Source organism: Cobetia sp. 5-11-6-3 (assembly GCF_013374055.1).
In the GTDB taxonomy this organism is placed as follows: domain Bacteria; phylum Pseudomonadota; class Gammaproteobacteria; order Pseudomonadales; family Halomonadaceae; genus Cobetia; species Cobetia marina.
Genome location: NZ_BLWJ01000011.1, coordinates 68,728 through 90,079, shown reverse-complemented (window position 1 = coordinate 90,079; position 21,352 = coordinate 68,728). Strand labels below are relative to the sequence as shown.

Here is a 21,352-nt window from a genome sequence, read left to right as displayed (position 1 = left end):
GATCAGAACGTCACAGGGATTTCGTGATGGATTCGGCACTTGACCATCATCAAATCACCCTCTCATCTGACGATGAATCGTGAATAACCACGTCTGAATCGGCGTGACATCATCCACATCTCATGAGGTGGCGATCTGCTTGATTATCAATGTCTGATTACGGACTTGATAATAAATTAATCGACCACAACAGCAAGGCGTAAACTCTCTTTCACGACGATTGTATTGCCACACTTCACTTTAGACTGCTTTCTCTCATCTCAAGTATTAGTAGAGCGATGACATGAATGAATCGCCAACCGCTGAGAGCCACTCATCCTGATGCCACACCTGACTGACATCCGCATGAACCTCATGACCCAGCACTCCCCATCATCTGGCATGAGACGTCTCATTCAGGTGGCCGCATAGCGCCATTCCCCATTTCCAGGACAAGAAAAAGGGCAACCGATCATCGCATCGATTGCCCACTCTTCTGACTGCCATGTCCAGCGCCAGGCCCCGCATCTCAAGCCCGCATCTCAAGCCCGCATCTCAAGCCCGCTTTTCAAGCGCACTTTTCAGGCGCACCTTTCAGGTCCGCACCGCAGGCCCATTCTTCAGACCCGCAGGGCCCATGCGCACTCTTCTCCCATTCGCCACCCTCGCCCTGCGCGTTCAGACCGAGACTTCGGGTGCCGCATCCAGCTCGCCTTGCAGCCGGCTGGTGTAGAGCTCCAGATGCCCGGCCAGCGCCGTATTGATGTGGTAGCTGCCGCCGTGGCGTCGCGCGTTGCGCGCACAGCTGCGTCGCAGCTCCTCGTCAGCCACCAGGCGGGTGAGAGCATCGGCATAGCGCGCCGGCGTCTGCTCATCCACCACCAGCCCGTTGCCGACCCGATGCACGACTTCTGCGCAGCCACCGACGTTGGTGACCAGCACCGGCAGCCCGCTCAGCGTGGCTTCCAGCAGCGAGATCGGCAGTCCTTCCCAGGCAGACGACATCAGGAAGATGTCCGATGAGGCCAGAAGCCCCGCTACATCAGTAATATTGCCCAGCAAGGTCACCTGATCCTCGAGCCCGGCGTCACGGATCTGCATGACCAACTCGGCCTTGAGCGGCCCCTCCCCGGCGATGCTGAGCGTGACATTCAACCCCTGTGCCTTGAGGCGGCGGCAGCTCTCGAGCATCAAGGGATACTGCTTGGCTTCGGTGAGACGTCCGATGGCCGCCAGCTTCACCGGGGTATCCAGCGCCGTCATCTGCCAGCCGCTGTGCTTGAGGCGTGCCCCCGAGACGGCATTGTCGATCTGGACCACCGGCCGCCTGACCAGCGGCGCAAGCTTGCGCGTGCAGGCGTGACAGATGCCGACATAGGCGCTGACGCGACGATCGAACAGTCGAAACAGCCAGTTGGGCGCCCCCAGCTCAATGTTGTGCACGGTCATGATCACCGGGAGCTTGCGTGGCAGCAGGAAGGCGAACATCAGCGCGTAGTAGAGATGGCAATGCACCACATCCGGGGCGAATCGATTCACTTCCGTGCGCAGTCGTGTACCGCCACGCCAGGGACGTCGACGCGTGTCGGCGCCCAGAAACGAATAACTGATGCCCGCCTGACTCAGCTGGGCCAGGAAGTGCCTTTCAAATTCCAGATCTCGCCCGCACTGCTCAGCGGTTTCCAGAAAGGTGACATGAACGCTGTGCCCCGCCGCGACCATGGCAAGGCTCAGGTCCTTGACGTAGACCTCGGCACCTCCTGATGCGGGGGTCGAGATGACATGCATGATTCTCACTGCGATAGCCTCCTGCTGTCGTACCTGAAGATTCGTATCCGATAGCGCGAACGCGAGCCCCGAAAGGAGGGCTCGCAAGTCACATGCTTGGTGCCTGATGGAAGTCAGATGACACGCAGCAGTGCCGGGGCTTCCAGTCCCTCCAGCACGGCCTGCCAACTGGCCTCGACGGTACGGCGCGAAAACCGCTCCAGGCCGTAATCGACATTGGCACGCTCGGTGCCGCCGGTGTAGAACAGGATATGCTTGCGAGTGCTCATGACGCGTATTGGCTCCGCCGAATCAATTGCCGGGACAGGGAAGGACTGAACGCATAGCTCATCAGCAACGCCTTTTCCTTCAACGACAGCTGACGCAATGCCGCCCAGGATGACTGGCGCAGCTGAGACATCACCACCTGCCTCACCTGGTCATCGTCGTGGGTCTTGTTGATGGCCTGGCGCATGATGAAGCTCACACCGACGAAGCGCAGGGCGCGAATCTCCAGCAGTGCCAGGCCGTGGGCGGCCGCGAACTGCTCGCGGTAGCGGGAATCGAACACCTGCCAGCTGCGGTGAAATCGGGCCAGCTCGCGATTGCCGAAGGGCTTGCGGGTCAGAGAACCGTCGCTGCGCTTGTCGAAGCGATACAGCACCTGGGGCAGATAGAGAACGCGTGCCGCCCGACCGAACAGCTCAAGGTTGTAGAGACCATCCTGGGAAACAGGAAGGTCAGGAAAGCTCAGGGCGCAGGCGAGATCGGCGCGGATCGCCTTGCCCCAGGGAGCGGAGACGATGCGGTCGTGCATGAAATCGGTGAAGGCCTGCATCTGGGTGCGCTCAAGGGGCTGGCTGCACAGTGGCGTGCTCTCCCGCTCTCTCTTTGGCCCCAGCAGGCAATAACGGAACACCACCACCTGCGGGCAATCGAAGGCCACGATCTGCGCCTTGAGCGTATCCAGGGCGCCGGCCACGAAGGTGTCATCCGCATCGCAGAACAGCACATAGCGGCCACGTGCCAGACTCAGGCCATGGTTGCGGGTCGGCCCGGGCCCGAGATTCTCGGCATTGCGGCGCAGTACCAATGAGGTCGGCGGCCGGGCGGCGTGACTGCGCTCCACCCGCAGAAAGGAATCATCCGAAGAGGCATCATCGATGATGATGTGTTCGTAAGCGGTGTCGTTGGCCGCGAGACTGGCGATGCAGCGCTCGAGCCCGTCACCCGAATTGTGATTCGGCGTCACGATGGTGAAGAAAGGAGATTGTGCTGCGTTGCGTTCCATGCCCGGATATCCATGTGGCGGTGCTTGTCCATCAGGGGCTCACGCTCAGGCCGTGTTCATCACTGCCAGGCATCAAGCAAGGAGGCCCATGAATCTGTCGGCTGGCTTGCCCTGCCAAAGCCCAGCCCAAGCCACCAGCGACATCATGTGGCCGCAAATGGCGACACTTCATGCCCCCCTTGTTCACCACAGACTAATAAGCTGCTGATATTCAAACAAGGCGACATGTCGCCAAAAACCGAATTCATGAGGGCTCATGTCGCTAACTCCTTGCATCTCATGCGTAAGCTAAGCAATTCAAGACCACTAAATTACCTATGCAAGTTTGAGCAGGATGGGCCGAGCTGCTGACACGCTTCATCCGCGAAAGCTCACATGACTCACCCTCGCCGGCTGGCAGCCACGAGACTGTCGCCCTTTTGCGGCTGGCCCGCGCTATCATGGCAGCGCAATGCCTCCACCCTCCCCTCGCGCCGAACGGGGCCACCCAACGGAGTCACCATGACCCTCTGGCAACTCGCTGCCATCCTGTTGAGCCTGGCACTGGCCAGCTACATCCAGACCCTCACCGGCTTTGCCTTCGGGCTCATCGTCATGGGCCTGCTGGCCACTCTCGATGTCCTGCCCATCGAGAGCGCCGCCCTGCTCTGCGCCCTCTTGAGCCTGTTCAACAACTGCATGGCACTGCGGGGTCACTGGCGGGAAATCGACCTGCGCCTCGCGCGGCGACTGCTGGTCACCAGCCTGCCGCTGCTGCCGGTCGGCTATTACCTGGCCACCTGGCTGGGAGAGGAGCGCGCGCCCCTGCTCGGCATGCTGCTGGGATGCGTGATCCTGATCGCCTGCCTGGCGCTGCTGATGCAACCCAAGCCGCGTGAGACGCTGTCTCCCCGTTGGCACTTCCATGCCGCCGGCGGGCTCTCGGGCCTGATGGGCGGGCTGTTCGCCGCCAACGGGCCGCCGCTGGTGGTAATGCTCTACCGCCAGCCGATGACGCTGGTGGCGATCCGCTGCACCCTGTTCGCTGTCTTTCTGGTCGGGGGCGCCATGCGCATGGGACTCTCGATCATCTCTCCCGGACGCGCCGGCGAGCACCTGAGTGAACTGCTGATGATCGGTGCCGCAGGCGTGTTCGTGGTCATCGCCTTCACGGAGCTCGCACGCCGCTTCCCACCCCCGCTCAGTGACCATCACCTGCGCCAGGTGGCCTACGCCATCCTGCTGGTCTCCAGTGGCAATCTGATCCTCAAGGGGTTGATCTGATGCGCGATATTCCACCGTCACAGGTCGAGGAAGCGCCGGGAGAGGAAGGCTTCATCGAACTGGCGCCAGGCACACTGGAGGCCATCAAGGCCGCGGGCAGGAAACTCGACGATGACGTCAAGGCAGGGCGTGTCAGCTCAGGCAGTTCACGCTGGATCACGGGGCCGGGGGGAGATCGTTTCTGCATTCGTCATCAGGGCCCCACCCCCGAGCCCCCGGACACCTGCGAGACGGACACCACAGCCAGGCGGCGCAGCTGGTGGCGCCGTCTGTCGTCATGGGTCCTGCCGGGCTGAGCTGCATCAAGCAGGCAGCGTCAGGCAACCGCCGGCGGCATGATGCGCGCACACGAAAAAAGGGACTGCCCATGGGCAGTCCCTTTCGTCTTCATGCGAGACACAATTCAGTGCCCGCGCGGGATCACTCTACCGTGACACTCTTGGCGAGATTGCGCGGCTGATCGACATCGGTGCCCTTGAGGACGGCGACGTGATAGGACAGCAGCTGCAGCGGGACTGCATAGACGATCGGCGCGAGGAAGCGACACACCCCCGGCACGGTGACGACGTGCACGCCCTCACCGGCCTTGAGGCTGACTTCCGGGTCGGCGAACACGAACAGCTGGCCGCCACGCGCGCGGACTTCCTGAAGGTTGGACTTCAGCTTCTCCATCAGGTCATCCATCGGCGCGACCGCCACCACCGGCATGTCCTCATCGATCAAGGCCAGCGGGCCGTGCTTGAGCTCACCCGCCGCATAGGCTTCGGCGTGGATATAGGAGATTTCCTTGAGCTTGAGCGCACCCTCCATCGCGATCGGGTACTGGCTGCCGCGCCCGAGGAACAGGGTGTGATGGCGATGCATGAACTTCTCGGCCAACTGGGCGATTTCCCCGTTCAGCCCCAGCGATTGCTCGATGACATGCGGCAGGTCCTTGAGACGCATCAGTAGCTGACGCGTGAGCAGGTCATCTTCCTCGTCCTGCGGTTGTCGACGGCTCTGGCGCAGGGCCAGCGTGGTCAGCATCAGCGCCACCAGCTGGGTGGTGAAGGCCTTGGTGGAAGCCACCCCGATCTCCGGCCCGGCATGGGTCAGCAGTGACAGATCCGACTCACGAACCAGCGAGCTTCCCGCCACGTTGCAGATGGCCAGACTCGCCAGGTAATGCCCTGCCTGCGGCCCCTCGCGGTTGAGCTTCTGAATATCCCGCAGGGCCGCCAGCGTGTCGGCGGTCTCGCCGGACTGCGACAGGGTGATGAACAGCGTACCCGGGGCCGCGACACGCTCGCGGTAACGGAACTCCGAGGCCACCTCGACCTGCGCCGGAATGCCGGCGACCTCTTCCAGCCAGTAACGCGCCACCATGCCGGCGTGATAGCTGGTCCCGCAGGCGATGATCTGCACCTGACGCACATCGGCCAGCAGCTGCGTCAGTCGCTCGACATCGACGACTTCCCTGCCCTTCTCGGCGCCGTCATCCGCGGCCAGGAAGGAATGGCGCGAGACCTCGAAGGCCTCCAGGCGTACGCCCTGCGGGTCGAGACGCTCGGCCAGGGTACGCGACAGCACGGTGGGCTGCTCCATGATCTCCTTCATCATGAAGTGGCGATACTCACCCTTGCCCGCCGCTTCGACGCTGTGCTCATAGCGCACCACTTCGCGGGTCACCGGCGTGAGCTCATCCTGCTCGGCGCCGCGTTCCAGCACCTGGATGCCGCTCGGGCTGATGGCCACCATGTCGCCCTCATCCAGATAGATGAAGCGGTCGGTGACCGGCAGCAGTGCCAGCGGGTCAGAAGCGATGAAGTGCTCCTCGATTCCCACACCCACGACCAGCGGGCTGCCCTGGCGGGCGCCGACCAGCAGCTCGGGATTCTGCTGTTCCATCACCGCCAGCGCGAAGGCACCATCCAGACGCGCGGTGACCACATTGACCGCCTCCGGCAGCGCACGGCCAGCGCGCAGTTCGCGGTCGACCAGATGCGCGACCACCTCGGTGTCCGTCTCGGAAGTGAAGTCATAGCCCTCCTGCTCCAGCTCACGGCGCAGCGCCTCGTGGTTCTCGATGATGCCGTTGTGCACCACGGCCACGCGCTCGCTCGAGAGGTGCGGGTGCGCGTTGTGCTGGGCCGGACGCCCGTGGGTGGCCCAGCGGGTATGGGCGACGCCGATGGCACCGGACAGCGGCGCTTCACGCAGCTCGTCCTCCAGCGCGCGGACCTTGCCGACGGCACGCGCACGGCGCAGTTCACCGGCGGGGTCGATCACGGCCACGCCAGCGGAGTCGTAACCCCGGTATTCGAGGCGATGCAGCCCCTCGATGAGAATCTTGCTGATGTCACGCTGAGCCAGGCCGGCAACGATGCCACACATGGAAAGCTCCTTGTCTGCTGCCGCCCCGTGCCAGGCACGGAGCGGTTCGAACGAATGGGGGGCAAGGCGGTGCCCTTGCAGAGGTCACGGACGCGACCGCCTTGCCGAGAGGCTGAGTCAGAGAACTGAGCCACAGAACTGAGTCAAAGACTGAGTCGGGATGCCGCGACGACGGCTTGCCACATCACGTGTCGCAGGCCGCCGCCTGGGTCAGTCGCGCGTCAGCGCCAGGGTGTCGCCACGGCCGACCGCGTAATACATCAGGCCGGCAGACTTCATGGCGGACGGCTCGAAGAGGTTGCGGCCATCCACCACCACCGGGAAGGCCAGCTGGGTCTTGAGCCAGCCGGCATCCAGCGTGCGGAATTCCTTCCACTCGGTGCAGATCACCAGCGCATCCGCGCCCTTGACCGCCTGGATGCGATCCGCCACCAGCACCAGATCATCGCGCTCGCCGTAGATGCGGCGTGTCTCACGCATGGATTCCGGGTCATAGGCCTGCACCTTGGCGCCCGCCGCCCACAGCGCTTCCATCAGCGTGCGGCTCGGCGCATCGCGCATGTCATCGGTGTTCGGCTTGAAGGCCAGCCCCCAGACGGCGATGGTCTTGCCGGCGAGATCGCCATCGAAGGCGCGTGACAGCTTCTCGAACAGCGTGACCTTCTGACGCTTGTTGACGGATTCCACCGCGGTGAGCAGCTCGGCCTCATAGCCGATCTGGCTGGCGGTACGCGCCAGCGCCTGGACATCCTTCGGGAAGCAGGAGCCACCGTAGCCACAACCCGGGTAGATGAAGTGGTAGCCGATGCGCGGATCACTGCCGATCCCGCGGCGCACTTCCTCGATATCCGCGCCCAGTCGCTCGGCCAGGTTGGAGATCTCGTTCATGAAGCTGATCTTGGTGGCCAGCATCGCGTTGGCGGCGTACTTGGTCAGCTCGGCGGCGCGCACATCCATGAACATCAGCTTTTCATGGTTGCGGTTGTAGGGGGCGTAGCATTCGCGCATGCGCTCGCGCACCTTCTCGGAATCGGTGCCGACCACGATGCGGGCACCGCGCGTGAAGTCCTCCAGCGCCGCGCCCTCCTTGAGGAATTCCGGGTTGGAGCAGACATCGAAATCCACGCTCACGCCGCGGTGCTTGAGCACCTCAGCCACGCGGGCGTGCACGCGGTCTGCCGTGCCCACCGGCACGGTGGACTTGTCGATGATGACCTTGTAGTCATCCATGTACTCACCGATGCTCTCGGCCACCGCCAGCACGTACTTGAGGTCAGCACTGCCATCTTCATCCGGCGGCGTGCCCACGGCGATGAACTGCAGCACGCCGTGCGCGACGGCCTCGCGGGCGTCGGTGGTGAAGCTCAGACGGCCGGCTTCCACGTTGCGCAGCAGCATGCTCTCGAGTCCCGGCTCGTAGATGGGAATCTCGCCCTGCTTGAGGCGCTCGATCTTGGCGGCGTCCACGTCCATGCACACCACATCATGTCCCACATCGGCCAGGCAGGTACCGGTGACCAGGCCTACATAACCGCTTCCGAAAATCGTGATCTTCATTGAATGTCATCCTTGTTGGCCTGACGGCCATCTCGAGTGTGAACGCAATGCGCCAAAGCGATGCATGAGCGATACCGGTCGGGGCGGATCTCCCACAGCAGGGGGACCGTGAACCACTGACAGATCGCCCCTCGGCCCGAATCCGGCGTGACGTTACCCAACCCACTGACGGGCAACGTCAGTGGGGAGAGAGAAAAGCGCAGAGACTGCCATCCATCGGCGTCTGCCCATGCCGATTCGGGCGTACGTATGCGTCGCGCGGGCGACTAGCGGAAGAAATTGCCGACGAAGGTCGCCAGATAGCCGCGCTTGAAGGCGATCGGGGCCTTGCGAACCAGGAAGGCCAGTGCCAGCGGCGAGAAGCGACTGCCAGTGACCCGAGCGAACATCCGCCCCTTGGTGCGCGCCTTGGCGGGCGAGCTGTAGAAGTCGCTGCCGGAGGTGACCCCCGCATGGGCGACGATGCCCAGATTGGCGCGCATCAGGCGCGCGCCCTGACGGCGGGCATCGCTCATCACAATGAATTCCTCGCCGGAGGGTTGGTCGGTGCCCAGCCCGAACTGCTCATCGAAGCGGGCATGGAACTGGCAGAGATCCAGCGCCATGTCCACCGAGCGCACGCGAGCCAGTGACATCAGGGTGTGGGCCTTGAAGGCGACCGGCGGTGCCGGACGATCCGGGTCCCGTTCGTGCAAGGGGAAGGCCTTGACGTGCGGGAAGCTGATCGCCGCCGCCTCGGTACAGGTGAAGGCTTCCATCACCAGCGACACGGCCTGGGGATGCAGCTGGACATCGTCGTCCAGGATGTAGGCGTAGCGTGTCGGGCAGGCCGCCAGCGCGATGTTGCGGCTCTTGGAGAGACCACGCCCCGCGACCGCCAGATACTCGAAACGGCTGTCGAAATGGGCCAGCACGTACTCGCGGAAGATATCGCGCTGCGCCTCGTCCTGATGGGCTTCCGACAGCTGATGCACGATCAGGAAGCGGGCACCGGGCAGCTCGTCATAACGCGGCACGCTGTAGATCCCGGCATCCAGGGTCGAGATCAGGAAGGTCAGTTCCGGCACCTGACGACGGGCGCTGTCTTCCACCTGACGCTGATGCTTCAGCACACGAGCACGGGATTCCTGCATGGGGCGGCCTGCATGACGAGCGGGATCGACGGAGATAGTTTCATCAACGATGTTTTGCATAACCGTTCACCGCGTAATGGACAAAGTTGCGACTGGCGCTGATCACATCCATCCCCAGCACCTCACGATACAGACGCCACTGGTAGGCGGCGGCCTTGAACTTGTTGGAAGACACGCTGCTCTCGCGACGCGTGTAACGCGCCAGCGGCTCGGGCATGCCCTGCGCCGGGCCCAGCTGACCGATGATGATCAGCCACAGCGCCAGGTCCTGACGCTTGCGGATGGTCGGCATGTAGAAACGCCCGAAGCGCCCCGCGTCATAGATGGCGGTCAGGCAGCCGATGGAGTTGGAGCGCAGCATGTCGTCACGCGTCAGACGCGCCGGCGGTGCGAAGTGGGAGACATGGTTGCCCTGCTCATCCACCATCTCGTAGCCGGTGTAGGACAGTCCGGCGCCGGTCTCCTGCATGAAGGCGATCTGGCGTTCGATCTTCTCCGGCAGCCAGGCATCATCGGCGTCCAGGAAGGCGATGTAGCGGCCCTGGGCCTCGGCGATGGCACGGTTGCGGGCACGCCCCGGCCCGCCGTTGGTGTCGGTCTCGAGGATGCGGATCTCGACGTCGCCGGTCTCCAGTGCCGCGAAATCCTCGCGCAGTCGCGCGGCGGCACCATCGGGTGAGGCATCGTCGCTGATCAGGATCTCGCGCACCGGCTCGCTCTGGGCCAGCACGGAATCGACGGCGGCATGCAGGCGGCGGTCATAGCCGTAGTTGGGCATGATGACGGACACATCAGCCATGGGCCTTCTCCTTGGAATGAGGCGAGTGGGATCCACTGACGCTGACGCCGTTCACGAATGCGCGCTGGCGCGAATCGGCCGGCACCAGGCGCGTGATCAGGCGTTGATAGTCCGGCAGCACCGCATCACGGCTGTAGTGGGCAAAGCTCTCGCGTGCGGCCTTCGAGAGATGCAGCAGGCGATGGTCGTCAAATTCGAGACGCGCCAGTTCATGCGCCAGCTCCTGCACGATCTCCACCTCACCGGCACTGTCCGCTTCGGCACTCAGCACGCCATCGACATCGTGGCGAATCAATGCCAGCGGGCCTGAACGCACCGGGCGTGACAGGCACGGCAGGCCCTCACGCTTGGCTTCCAGCACGTTCATCGGCAGGCATTCGCGCTCGGACGTCAGCAACAGCAGACGGGCTCGGCGCAACTCACGCGAGACGTCCTGCAGCGCGCCGGTGAACAGCACCCGGGTATCATCCGGCACGCTGTCGTCGTTGGCGCCCTGGAAGACCTTCAGCCCCAGCTCGTGGCATAGCGCCAGCAAGGACTCACGTTCCGGACCATCCCCGACCAGCACCAGACGCCCGCGGCGGTAACCCGAATGGGCAAAGGCACGGATCGCCAGATCGACACGCTTGATCGGCGCCAGACGCCCCACCATCACCACGTCGGCCTGACGCTCGCACTCGGCGCGCGTCTCGCGCTCCGCGAGATCATCCAGATAGTTGGGAATCACCGTCGGTTGCAGACCACGCCGCCGCCAGCATTCCGCATCCACCTCGTTGAGCACCTGCAGGACATCGAGATGACGATAGAGCAGGTGCTTGATGACGCGCTTGGCGCGACGATCGTGATGATAGGCGCTGTGCTCCTGGGCGATGACGCGGGTCAGCGGGCGCGAATTGCCCGCCTCGTCACGGCCTCCGGTGCCACGCGCCGCCAGCTGGGCGGCCAGATGGAAGGCGAAGTAGCCGCTGACCATCACCTCGATGCGCGCCTCCAGCATCAGACGACGCAGATGCGTCACCCAGTGGCGGAAGTTCTTGCGCGTACCGGTGGCGGGCAGTCCCAGAGTGCGGTATTCGACACCCTCGAGACGGCCCCAGTAGGGCTCGCCTTCACGCACCGACACCAGCGTGACCTGATGGCTGTCGCGCAGATCACGCGCCAGGCCGTGCATCACCTTCTCGACGCCACCGCAGGCGCTGATGTCCTGGATCAACAGAGCGACATGGGCCATGTCAGACTCCTCGCACGACAGGCTCGCTGTCGTGGGTGGCGTGCTCAGCGGCCGGGGCATCCGCGGCCACGGGGTCCGTCGCGGCAGGTGCCTTGGCAGCCGTCGGCGCCGGATAGGCGTCGTCATTGAGCTTGAGCTCACGCTGACCCCAGACACCGGCGCGTCCCGGTGCGCGGCGCAGGAAGTCCCGCGTGATGTCGGCGGTGATCGCCAGCTTGTCGGCGATGACGCGCTCGGCAAGCGCCGGGAAGGCCTTGTCGGCCACCAGCGCCTCGATGTCGGCCACGATGCGTGCCGGGTCGAAGTTCTCGATGTCCTGAACGCTGTCGCCGAGCCCGAAGTCACGCATGATGCCCGGCGCCTTGGGGCCACAGTAGGACAGCGCGTAGACCGGCGTGCCGGACATCAGCGCGAAGATGACCGAGTGGAAACGTGTGCCCACCAGGAATTCAGCGTCGCGGTAGAGATCCACCAGCGCATCCGGGCTCGGGTCGCCCTGCACCAGCTCGATGCGCGTGGCGAGCTCCTCGCCCCCGTCAGCGGCGGCCAGTGCCTTCTGCAGGTGATCGAACACCAGCTGGGAGATGCGCTGGTCATTCTCGATATCGGTCGGGCCCAGCACGTGCGGCACGATCATCAGGCGCTCGATGCCCAGACGCTCACGGGATTCCAGCAGTGAACGCGACAGCACCTCGACACGCTCGGCGAAGGCCTGCTGATCCAGCCCCCACCAGTCACGCAGGGTGATCACGGCATAGGGAGAGGCCACGCCGCCCGGTGCCTTGACCTCGTCATGTTCATCGCTCGCCCGCGGGGCCATGGCGAAGGCCATGTCGGTGCCCAGCAGCGCATGCGGCAGCTTCGGGTCGGCCTTCTGGGTCATGGCGTGGGTGATCTCCTCACGCGAGACCACCAGGCAGTCGCTCAGGGTGCGCAGGAAGAAGCGCTCCTGGGCCGGAGTCTTGAACGGGCCGAAGGAGTGGCCCAGCAACAGCACGCGCTTGCCGGCCTTGCGCGCCAGCATCACCGGCGCCAGATAGCCGATCAGCGCCAGCCAGGAAGACAGGGTCTTCTTGAAGCTGCCGTTGTGGAAGATATGACCGCCCTTCACCACCACCAGGTCGGCACCGTCGATGACATCGTTGCCGCTCTTGCCCTGCTTGCCGAATGCCATCTTGGCCCCCAGCCCCAGCAGCGAGGTGACGAAGCGCAGCTTGTCACGCATCGGGGGCATCAAGGGCTGACCGACGGTGACGCGCTCGCGGTAGCGGCGACGAATGTGACGGAAGGGCCCGCGCTCGGTGGCGAACACCTGATCATCGATGGGCAGGATATCGATGCGATGGCCTTCGGCCTTCGCCACGCCTTCACCGGAGACATCGCTGCGGCCGTGTTCGGCATCGATCAGCTGGTCGAGGAAGTCGATGGTGCCCATCAGGATGGCGGAGTCGCCCTTGTTGTCGTCATGCCATCCGTGCGTCATGCATATCTTGGCCATGCTGTTCGTCCTTCTGTCCGTAATGTCGCTGTTCGGTGTGCACGATGCCCGGGCATCGCCACGTGAAATGTCGTGTTCTCGTCGGCCCCAAGGCCGAACGTCAAGGGCTGGCCGTCGCGGCCGCCTCTTGCTGGCGAGCCGGCTGGAAGAGGATCGCCATCGCCAGCATCACCAGCTCCGCGGTGACCGGCACGCACAGGAAGAGGTGGTAGAGGTCGATGCCCAGAAGGCTGCCGCTCTCGCCGGACGCGTTGCCGAGCGAGTGATTGAGCGCCGCAATCGAAAGGCCCCCACCGACCACCAGAATGGCCCCGGTGCTCTGGCACAGCAGGCGCTTGCCATTCAGGCGCAGTGCCGCCAGACGCGTGAAGGCGCAGGTGACGAAGGCGTGCACCAGGTAGACCAGCGCGAAGGCGCGCAGTGTCATGGTCAGGCGCGGGTAGGCGCCGCTCAGGAAGTGCTCGGCCAGCCACGGCGCCACCAGTGCCAGACCGCCCGCCACCGGCAGCGCGAAGCCGCTGGCGATGATCAGGTACTCCTTGAGGCGGCCATCACCCTGGGTCAGCTTGGGCAGGTAGTAGCGATACAGACTGGTGGGGAAGACATAGAGCGCGAACACGATGGAAGTCACCACCGAGACACTGGCCACCTGGGCGGGTGCGAAGGCGAGCCCGGCCAGAATCACCCAGGCCTGCAGGTAGGCGAATGACATCAGGTTGTTGTAGAGAAAGCCGCGTCCGCGTGCGAAGTCCGCCTTGCTCGGCAGGCGACTTGAGCTTGCGCCATCGCGGCTGGCAGCCGCCGCCCGCGCATCCGCCGCCGCGTCATGTGACAGCCACATGCCCAGCGCCATCACGATGACCAGCGCGAGGGCACTGACCATCACGAAGGTGGCCACCGGTGCCAGGCCGAACATGCCGGACGGCGTGGTCAGCTCGGCGCTGAATTCGGCGCCGGTCAGCAGCGCGACGCCCTGATGATAGAGCGCCGGACCTGCCGCGCAGGCGACCGCGATCGCCACCGCCAGCGAGATCAGCACCGTCATCAGATTGACGCGCCCCAGGCGCTCCTGACGCTGCAGGCGCGAATTGACCATCTGCAGGCCGACCTGCTCTGCCCCGGCGCGCAGGGCACAGAAGGCGAAGATGAAGGCAGACAGCCCCAGCAGCGGCGCGATGCCCACGGCGAAGGCGATGGCCAGCAAGGCGTAGAGGCCGATGCCGACGCCCATCCAGCGGCGCAGCGCCGCGCCACTGGCACCATCTTCGGTGACCAGCAGCACCTCGTTGCCGCCCATGCGCGCCAGCACGCCCAGCAACACCGCATAGTTGAGGGCCAGGGCATATTCCCCGAAGGCCTCGGGCGCCACGGCTCGCGCCAGCAGCAGGCCCGCCGCGGACGACAGGCCACGGGCCATCAGGTTGAACAGCGAGAAGATCAGCGCTTCGCTCATGACTGACCTCCATTGCCGACCACCAGTGCTTCATCGCTCAAGAAATAGAATTGGTAGTTGTTCAAGAAATCATGATCCTGATTGCCGGCCGCCACCTTCAGCGACATGAAGAACAACGCCATCATCAGCGCACCGCTGATCAGACTGGGCAGCAGCTTGTCGCGGAAGTGCTCGATGACGTCACAGATGACGAAGATGGCAAACGGCAGGAAGTAGTAGCTGGCGCGGGCCACGTGCTCACCATAGGTGATGAACAGGGTGTAGAGCGCCACGCCGATGAACATCAGATTGAAGGCCCAGGGGTCCAGTGACAGGCGGAAATGCTTCCAGAGCCCCAGCGTCCCCAGGCAGATCAGCAGATAGATGACATAGAGCTTCTGCCCGCCCCCGGAAAAATCCTCGAAATAGTGGGCATAGAGCCCCAGCGCACTGAGCGCGCTCTTGGCCAGCGGTCCTGCCACGAAACACAGCGGCAGCAGCCCCAGATAGACCCAGAAGGGATAGGCGCGTCGCAGCAGCGGGTAGAGCACCAGCAACGGCAGATACAGCGCCAGGGTGTAGTGGAAGCTGGTGCCGACGAGCATCAGCACCAGCGCCGGCAGCCGCATGCCACGCTCCAGACAGGCCATCGCCACCATGAACAGGGCGATCGCCACGTGCTGCTTGACGAAGCCGAAGGCCGAGAGATAGATCAGCGGCAGGCAGACGAAGAACAGCAGGCACCAGGCCAGGTTGCGGCGGCTCATCACCAGTGCGGTGACGAAGCACGACACGTAGAGGAAGGCAGTGATGAAGAAGAACAGCTGCGGTTCCCCCCAGGCCCGTGCCATGCGCGCCAGTGCCGCCGGCGCGGGTTCGAGGAAGCTCAGGTCGACCTGCCAGGTGGCCATCTGGCGATACGAGAAGTAGTCGTATCCTGCGTCGTAACGCAATGCCATGAACGCCAGACACAGCCCGCCACCCAGCCAGGCACCCACCATGCGGGTGCGCTCGCTGGCCGCCAGTGGCAGAACTGCCACCAGCAGGGCCATGAAGCCGACGTAATAGCCACTGACGGTCAGCATGCTCAGCGTGCCCCGAAACCGGTCAGCATGGTCTTGATGGTACGACCGACGATCAACAGATCCAGCCACACGGAGAAGCGCTTGATGTAGTAGAAGTCGTGCTCGAGCTTCTCGCGCGTCTCGTCAGCGTCGGAGGCGTACCCCTGGGTCACCTGCGCCCAGCCGGTGATGCCCGGACGTACCACGTGACGGTAGTTGTAGAACGGGATCTGTTCGGCGAATTCATTCACGAACTTGACCTGCTCCGGACGCGGACCGATGAGGCTCATCTCGCCCTTGAGCACGTTGATGAACTGCGGCAGCTCATCGATGCGGGTCTTGCGGATCACGCGGCCGATACGGGTCACGCGCATGTCGTTGGCCTGGGCGAACTGGGCACCGGACTTCTCGCTGTCATGGCACATGCTGCGGAACTTGAACATGCGATACGGACGACCGCCCTGACCGACACGCTCCTGCACGAAGAACACGCCACCCGGCGAATCCAGACGGATCAGCACGGCAGTCACCAGGCAGATCGGCAGCACGAACGGGGCCACCGCCAGCACGGCCAGCACGTCGAACAGACGCTTGAACAGCTCATATTCACTGTTGGGTGCCAGCTGACCGAAGCTGTTCTCGCGCACCTGGTTCAGCTCCACGCGACCGGTGAGCGACTCGCGCACTTCACTGGCGTCGTAGACCGGAATGCGGTTGAGCACGCAGTTGGCCAGGAAACGCTGCCACTCGGCCGGCATCTCGGCTTCCAGATCCGCGACCACGCCGTTGTAGCGCTCCTGGCCCAGGTCCGGTGCGCGCATCAGGTTCCAGCGCGCCCCACGGGTGGTGAACAGGTTGCGATAGTCACCGAACGGCACCACGGCCAGCTTGCGGATGCGGGTGCGCTGCTCGGCCCAGAAGCCGATGGAGCAGATCAGCATCGCCGCGAGCCAGGAGCTGCCCAGCACGATACGGCTGAAGCGCAGATCCAGCGCGATCAGCACGATCATCGCCAGCAGATAGCTGATGGTGATGGCCGGCAGCACGTAGGCGAACGCCTTGGCACCGGGGTAGCGCGACATGTGACGGATCGCCTGCAGCGCGAGCAGGAAGCCACCGCTGGCCGCGATGACGCTGTGCATGCGCATCTCGCTGACCCAGGGGCGCAGGCCATTGATCAGCAACAGCGGGACACCCACCGCCAGAATCAGACCCACCAGCGCCTGACACAGCGAGTTGAACATCAGACGTTCGTACATGCGCGAATGTCGCTGACGCCCCTCGAGTCCGGTCGTCGCTGGATTTGTCGTCGTGTTCATGTGCCTGTCTCCCCCTTGGTTTGCGTTCGAGTGGTGTTTCCGTTCATCACACCCGGTGCCGTCTCCCGCCGCCCTTGCGGCCTGCACCGGTCTATCGCAAATCGTGCTGTCTTCTCATCACGCCGCATGCGCCCTTCGGGCCGGCATGCCGCGCCGTGTCGGTGACGTGGTGTCGAGTGACACCGGGTCTTGCGATACGTCGTCTTCCGCCTGGGTGTCTGTTGACGAGCTGTCATCAGACATAGGGGCGTCGCCGTGGATGGCAAGTCAGCACTCACGTATTTGCGCCGCCCTGATACTGGTAGTCGTGATAGCTGTAGCCGTAGCTGTAGGCCGTGGTCGCCTTGCGCTCGACGGCGTTGAGGATGGCGCCATCCACGCTCACGCCACTGGAAGCGAAGCGCTCCAATGCGGCTTCGATTTCCTTGGGCGAGTTGTGCATGAAGCGCGTCACCATCACGCTGACGCCGCACAGCTTGCCGACGATGGCTGCATCGGTGACCGCCAGGATCGGCGGCGTATCCACGATGACCATGTCGAAGTTCTCGCTGGCCCACTCGAGCAGCTCGGAGAAGCGCGCCTGCAGCAGCAACTCGGAGGGATTGCTCGGTGAGGTGCCGCGTGCCACGTAGCAGAGGGTGTCCGGCGTCTCCCCGCCTTCACCGACCACCGCCAGGCTCTCGTCGGCGATGCTGCGGATGATGGCGCTGCGCTCCACCTTGCCGAGCAGGTAGTCGCTCAGCCCCGGTGCCACGGCGCCCACCTGTTGGCCCGCCATGCTCTGATGCACGTGACCACGGCGCATGTCGGCGTCGATCACCAGCACGCGGTTGCCTGCCTGGGCACAGACGGCGGCCAGGTTGGCGGACACGAAGCTCTTGCCGATGCCCGGGCTGGGGCCGCAGATCATCAGGCGGTTGTCGGGAGCTTCCATCATCGCGAAGTGCAGGCTGGTACGCAGACCCCGCAGACCCTCGATGGAGAGATCTGCCGGATTGCGTACGGCCAGCAGACCAGGCGCGGCATTGCCGGCCGCCGCCGTGGCGCCCTTGCCGAGCTTGAAGGAGGAGAAGCGCTTGATGCCTCGCGCCAGGCGACGATTGAGGCGCGCCTGCTCCTCGGAGAGCGGCAGGGTCGCATGCACGTTGAGGCCGAGATCGGAAAGCTCCGACGGTGTCTCGATGCCACGATGCAGCAGCGAGCGCAGCAGCACGAAGACCACACCCAGCATGGCGCCCAGCAGGGTCGCGATCACCACGATCATCGCCTTGCGCGGGCTGACCGGGTGCGGCTGCGCCACGGCCTCATCCAGGATGCGGATGTTGCCGATGGTGCTGGCCTGGGCGATGTTCATTTCCTGGGTCTTGTTGAGCAGCTGCACGTAGATCTGCTGATTGACCTCGACTTCACGCTCCAGACGCAGGATCTCCTGCTGGGTGTCCGGAAGATCCCCCACCTGCTTCTCGAGCTCACTGCGCGTGCGTTCAAGATCCGCGCGCTTCTTGCGCAGTGCCACGTAGCTTGGGTGACTCGGGTTGAACTTGCCGGAGAGCTCCGCTTCCTCGAGCTGGGTCTGGTTGAGCTGGTTGTCGATGTTCACCAGCTGCTCGAGCACCGACTTGGTCTCGAGATCCAGATTCACGCTGTCGCTCTTGCCGCGATAGGCATTGAGACGCTCTTCGGCCTCGGTCAGCTTCTTGCGGACGGTCGGCACCTGTTCCTTGAGGAATTCGAGCGACTTCTCCGCTTCCGCCGATTGACGGTCGATGTTCTGCTGCTGATAGGTCTCGGTGATGCGCTCAAGCACCTGCTGGGTGCGCAGCGGGTCTTCCCCCACCAGTGCCAGCCCCAGCACGCCGGTCTCCTTGCCCATCTCGGCCACCGCGAAGCGCGCGCGCAGTGCATTGGTGGCTTCCAGAGTGGACTGGTGCATCAGGGTGAACTCGGCCCCCTCGCCCGCGGTGAGCGAGGTCACCTCGAGACTCACCTCGCCCAGCGGCCCCTCGAAACGCTCACGCTTGCCCACCGAGCCTGTGCCGAGCACCTTGCCGTCGTAGCGCAGTTCATAGCGGCCCTGCTCACCCGAGCCGAGCGTCACCAGCGTCAGCGGGACGTTGTCCCAGGCCTTGGGCACGGCCAGGCTGGCCACTTCCAGTGACTCGCCGGCCCACACCATGCTGGAACCGGACAGCCAGCTCGGGCGCTCCACCTCGTGGCTGCGCAGGAAGGTCCCGATCACCGGGTACTGGTAAGGCTTGACCACCAGATCCAGCTGCTCCTTCTTGACGGTCTCGCCCAGCACCAGGCGCGAGGTGATGATCTGGATCTCGGATTCCGACGGCGGCGCCTCCCCCCGCAGCATGCTGGAGACATCCCGCAGCGGATTCATGTTGCTGCCACCATCCTCGACCTGCACCAGCGCATCGGCCTTGTAGATCGGCGTCGCCAGCAGCGCATAGAGCACCGCCAGCACGGTGAAGGTGCCGGTGATCAGCGCCAGCGTCAGGCGGCTGTCATACAACTGACCCAGCATGCGGCCCAGATCGAGACTGGTGCGCGCCGGTACCGCTGCGGGTTCGGTGGCCCCCGTCTGACGGGAGGAATGGGCATTGCGAATCGACATCGTTGAGTCACTCTCCTGGTGTCCTGCCCGTGCATCGCGACGGGCAGGGACGCCTTGACGACCCCTCGCCTTACTGGCCGAGGGTATCGAGGTTGTCCTGGATTTCGGTGCTGTAGTAGATGGAGCTCACGGTGGGCAGCAACTGACTGATCACGCGGTTCCAGCGCGACACCGGCGCGGCCGTGACATAGACGACATCCTGCGGCTTGAGCGCGAAGTCGGCGCCCAGAATCAGGGCCGTGGTGTTGCGAGCATCCAGCTGATAGACGGTGGCCAGCTTCTCGGGGTCTTCCCGGTCCCGCCGTACCACGAAGATGCCGGAGGCATCCGCGGAGTCTTCCTTGATGCCGCCCGCCTGGGCGATGGCATCGGTCAGCGAGATGGGGCTTCTGCCCAGCGGCAGGCTGACCGACTTGTCGACCTCACCCATCACGAACACCTTGCGGGTCCCGACATCCGGCACATACAGGACATCACCGTCCTTGAGCAGCCGATCACGTGCCTCGCCGGTCGCCGCATTGCGCTGTGCCAGCAGCTCATAGAGGGAGATGACGGTCTCCTCGCCATTGCGCTTGAGCACCACGTTGTGCCAGTCCGCGTCTCCGGTCATGCCGCCGGCGGCGGCGATGGCATCGAGCAGACTCAACGGCACATCATTGATGGGCTGCACGCCAGGCTGCTCCACCTCACCGCTGATCCGCACCTTCTGACTGCGGAAGGCCGCCACCTTGACGTCGATCTGCGGCTCGTTGAGATAGGGCTGGAGGCGCTCGCCCAGCACCCGACGGATCTCGTCCAGGGTCTTGCCGCTGACCTGGACACGGCCGATGTAGGGATAGAAGAGCGTGCCGTCGGCATGCACCACGTTGCCGGCTTCCTGGGCGCTGCGCTCGGAGCCCGTGGGCAACGACAGCTCCGGGTGGTCATAGACGACGATATTGAGAATGTCGCCCGGCCCCACGTGGTACTGATAATCCGGCGCCAGTTGCGCACGGGTACTGCTATTGAGCTCCTGGGTCAGCGCCTGCTCCAGCTCGCGCTGGGTGCCGTCACCCCGAGCCGCCTGGCGTGCCTGGGCATCCGCCCGCGCCTGGGCCTTGATCAAGCCGAAGGTGATGGGCTCCACATCGACGATGTCATCCACCGGCGCGGCCGAGGTGTCATAGTCGATGTCGCCACCGGGCGCGAAGACGCAGCCCGCCAGTCCGGTGAGGGCGCCGAGGCTCAAGCTGGCGCCCAGAAGTCGTGCGATCAGTGCATTTTTCATCTGAAGTCCGTTGAGTCGACAGACCCGAGCAGCGATTGATGCGAGGCTGCCCCGATCATTCCCGCCGCACGCTGACGCCGGGACCAATTCGATAACGTCTTCGGTTCGCCTTGCGTAACGCGATGGCCCCATGTGCAACGACGGTTGCAACGACGGTGACCTCGGGCCGAGGGTGATCCCTCGTGCTGGTGTCATGTCTTGGTTTGCTTGAGTACTTGCGTCTGCTGGCGTCCCGCCCCTTGCATGACGGCTTGCGCCTGTCTGGCAATGGCGCGAACACTCCCTTGGGCAATCACGCGAATGCTGGCCCATGAAGACGATGAATGTGATTGAGTCCCCTTCGATTTACACGAAGTCTTCCTCATAAAATCACGTCTCTGCTGCACATCGATGACACCTTTTACAGGCACATATTCACGCCATCGACAGTGCCCACCACACCCACCTGACGGCGCAGGTTCTACAACGTGATGGCAACGTTTATCGCACTGTCCGCTGCGTCGTCTTCATGGGCATCAAGAGTGGAGTGACCAGACTCCATCTGTTGCGCATTTTACCTGATCCACGCCGCTCGCCAATCGAGCGCTGTTACAAAAATCCAATAAAAACATTGCTTTGTATCATCATCAGCACGACGTGTGTCGCTAACCGCCACATGGCGACGTAGCTGATCACAGACAGTGCAACGCTGGGTTCGTCTGCAAATCGACACATCCTTCACAAGAATTTCAGCAGCCATGCGGATCAAGTCCAGCG

General features: G+C 63.9%; 16 protein-coding genes. 2 read left to right on the top strand and 14 right to left on the bottom strand.

Translation table 11 applies throughout. The features are described from left to right. Nucleotides 1-657: 657 nt before the first annotated feature. The 3 genes from HXS66_RS15810 to HXS66_RS15800 all read right to left on the bottom strand — a co-directional run bounded on the left by HXS66_RS15810 (nt 658) and on the right by HXS66_RS15800 (nt 3,037). The gene (locus tag HXS66_RS15810; RefSeq protein WP_255303319.1) at nt 658-1,767 is read right to left on the bottom strand and encodes a glycosyltransferase family 4 protein; all 1,110 of its coding nucleotides are present in this window, start codon (nt 1,765-1,767) and stop codon (nt 658-660) included. Between the two features lie 113 nt (nt 1,768-1,880). After that, nucleotides 1,881-2,036, bottom strand: coding sequence for a hypothetical protein (locus HXS66_RS15805; protein ID WP_176504013.1), 156 nt, complete (start codon nt 2,034-2,036; stop codon nt 1,881-1,883). Then, a complete protein-coding gene (locus tag HXS66_RS15800; protein ID WP_176504012.1) occupies nt 2,033-3,037 on the bottom strand; it encodes a glycosyltransferase family 2 protein in 1,005 nt (334 codons plus the stop codon). The genes HXS66_RS15805 and HXS66_RS15800 overlap by 4 nt, the downstream gene beginning before the upstream one ends. A 501-nt stretch (nt 3,038-3,538) precedes the next feature. Here HXS66_RS15800 and HXS66_RS15795 point away from each other — a divergent pair. Both HXS66_RS15795 and HXS66_RS15790 read left to right on the top strand, forming a co-directional pair. After that, the gene (locus tag HXS66_RS15795) at nt 3,539-4,300 is read left to right on the top strand and encodes a sulfite exporter TauE/SafE family protein (protein ID WP_167592983.1); all 762 of its coding nucleotides are present in this window, start codon (nt 3,539-3,541) and stop codon (nt 4,298-4,300) included. Continuing rightward, nucleotides 4,300-4,596: a hypothetical protein gene (locus tag HXS66_RS15790; protein WP_176504011.1), complete on the top strand. Its 297-nt coding sequence runs from the start codon at nt 4,300-4,302 to the stop codon at nt 4,594-4,596. The genes HXS66_RS15795 and HXS66_RS15790 overlap by 1 nt, the downstream gene beginning before the upstream one ends. Nucleotides 4,597-4,720: 124 nt before the next feature. Here HXS66_RS15790 and glmS read toward each other — a convergent pair whose 3' ends face one another. The 11 genes from glmS to HXS66_RS15735 all read right to left on the bottom strand — a co-directional run bounded on the left by glmS (nt 4,721) and on the right by HXS66_RS15735 (nt 20,596). Next, nucleotides 4,721-6,673, bottom strand: a complete 1,953-nt coding sequence (gene glmS / locus HXS66_RS15785; RefSeq protein WP_084208238.1) for a glutamine--fructose-6-phosphate transaminase (isomerizing) — start codon at nt 6,671-6,673, stop codon at nt 4,721-4,723. 210 nt (nt 6,674-6,883) lie between these two features. Then, entirely contained in the window at nt 6,884-8,230 is a 1,347-nt protein-coding gene (locus HXS66_RS15780; protein WP_141392678.1) for a UDP-glucose/GDP-mannose dehydrogenase family protein, read from the bottom strand. 266 nt (nt 8,231-8,496) lie between these two features. After that, nucleotides 8,497-9,363 carry a glycosyltransferase family A protein gene (locus HXS66_RS15775; RefSeq protein WP_167592982.1) on the bottom strand — a complete coding sequence of 289 codons (867 nt, stop codon included), beginning with the start codon at nt 9,361-9,363 and terminating at the stop codon, nt 8,497-8,499. Nucleotides 9,364-9,406: 43 nt separating this feature from the next. Next, the gene (locus HXS66_RS15770) at nt 9,407-10,162 is read right to left on the bottom strand and encodes a glycosyltransferase family 2 protein (RefSeq protein WP_077374105.1); all 756 of its coding nucleotides are present in this window, start codon (nt 10,160-10,162) and stop codon (nt 9,407-9,409) included. Then, complete coding sequence (locus HXS66_RS15765; RefSeq protein ID WP_167592981.1) at nt 10,155-11,393, bottom strand: glycosyltransferase; 1,239 nt, start codon at nt 11,391-11,393, stop codon at nt 10,155-10,157. Before HXS66_RS15765 ends, HXS66_RS15770 begins: the two co-directional genes overlap by 8 nt. Before the next feature lies 1 nt (nt 11,394). Continuing rightward, the gene (locus HXS66_RS15760) at nt 11,395-12,891 is read right to left on the bottom strand and encodes a polysaccharide pyruvyl transferase family protein (protein WP_176504010.1); all 1,497 of its coding nucleotides are present in this window, start codon (nt 12,889-12,891) and stop codon (nt 11,395-11,397) included. A gap of 100 nt (nt 12,892-12,991) precedes the next feature. Next, a complete protein-coding gene (locus HXS66_RS15755) occupies nt 12,992-14,344 on the bottom strand; it encodes a hypothetical protein (RefSeq protein ID WP_176504009.1) in 1,353 nt (450 codons plus the stop codon). Then, nucleotides 14,341-15,408 carry an EpsG family protein gene (locus HXS66_RS15750; RefSeq protein WP_077374117.1) on the bottom strand — a complete coding sequence of 356 codons (1,068 nt, stop codon included), beginning with the start codon at nt 15,406-15,408 and terminating at the stop codon, nt 14,341-14,343. Before HXS66_RS15750 ends, HXS66_RS15755 begins: the two co-directional genes overlap by 4 nt. 2 nt (nt 15,409-15,410) lie before the next feature. Continuing rightward, nucleotides 15,411-16,706, bottom strand: a complete 1,296-nt coding sequence (locus HXS66_RS17515; RefSeq protein WP_176504008.1) for a sugar transferase — start codon at nt 16,704-16,706, stop codon at nt 15,411-15,413. 274 nt (nt 16,707-16,980) lie between these two features. Beyond that, nucleotides 16,981-19,329, bottom strand: a complete 2,349-nt coding sequence (locus tag HXS66_RS15740) for a polysaccharide biosynthesis tyrosine autokinase (protein WP_077374120.1) — start codon at nt 19,327-19,329, stop codon at nt 16,981-16,983. A gap of 70 nt (nt 19,330-19,399) precedes the next feature. Continuing rightward, nucleotides 19,400-20,596, bottom strand: coding sequence for a polysaccharide export protein (locus tag HXS66_RS15735; protein WP_084208231.1), 1,197 nt, complete (start codon nt 20,594-20,596; stop codon nt 19,400-19,402). Nucleotides 20,597-21,352 lie beyond the last annotated feature (756 nt).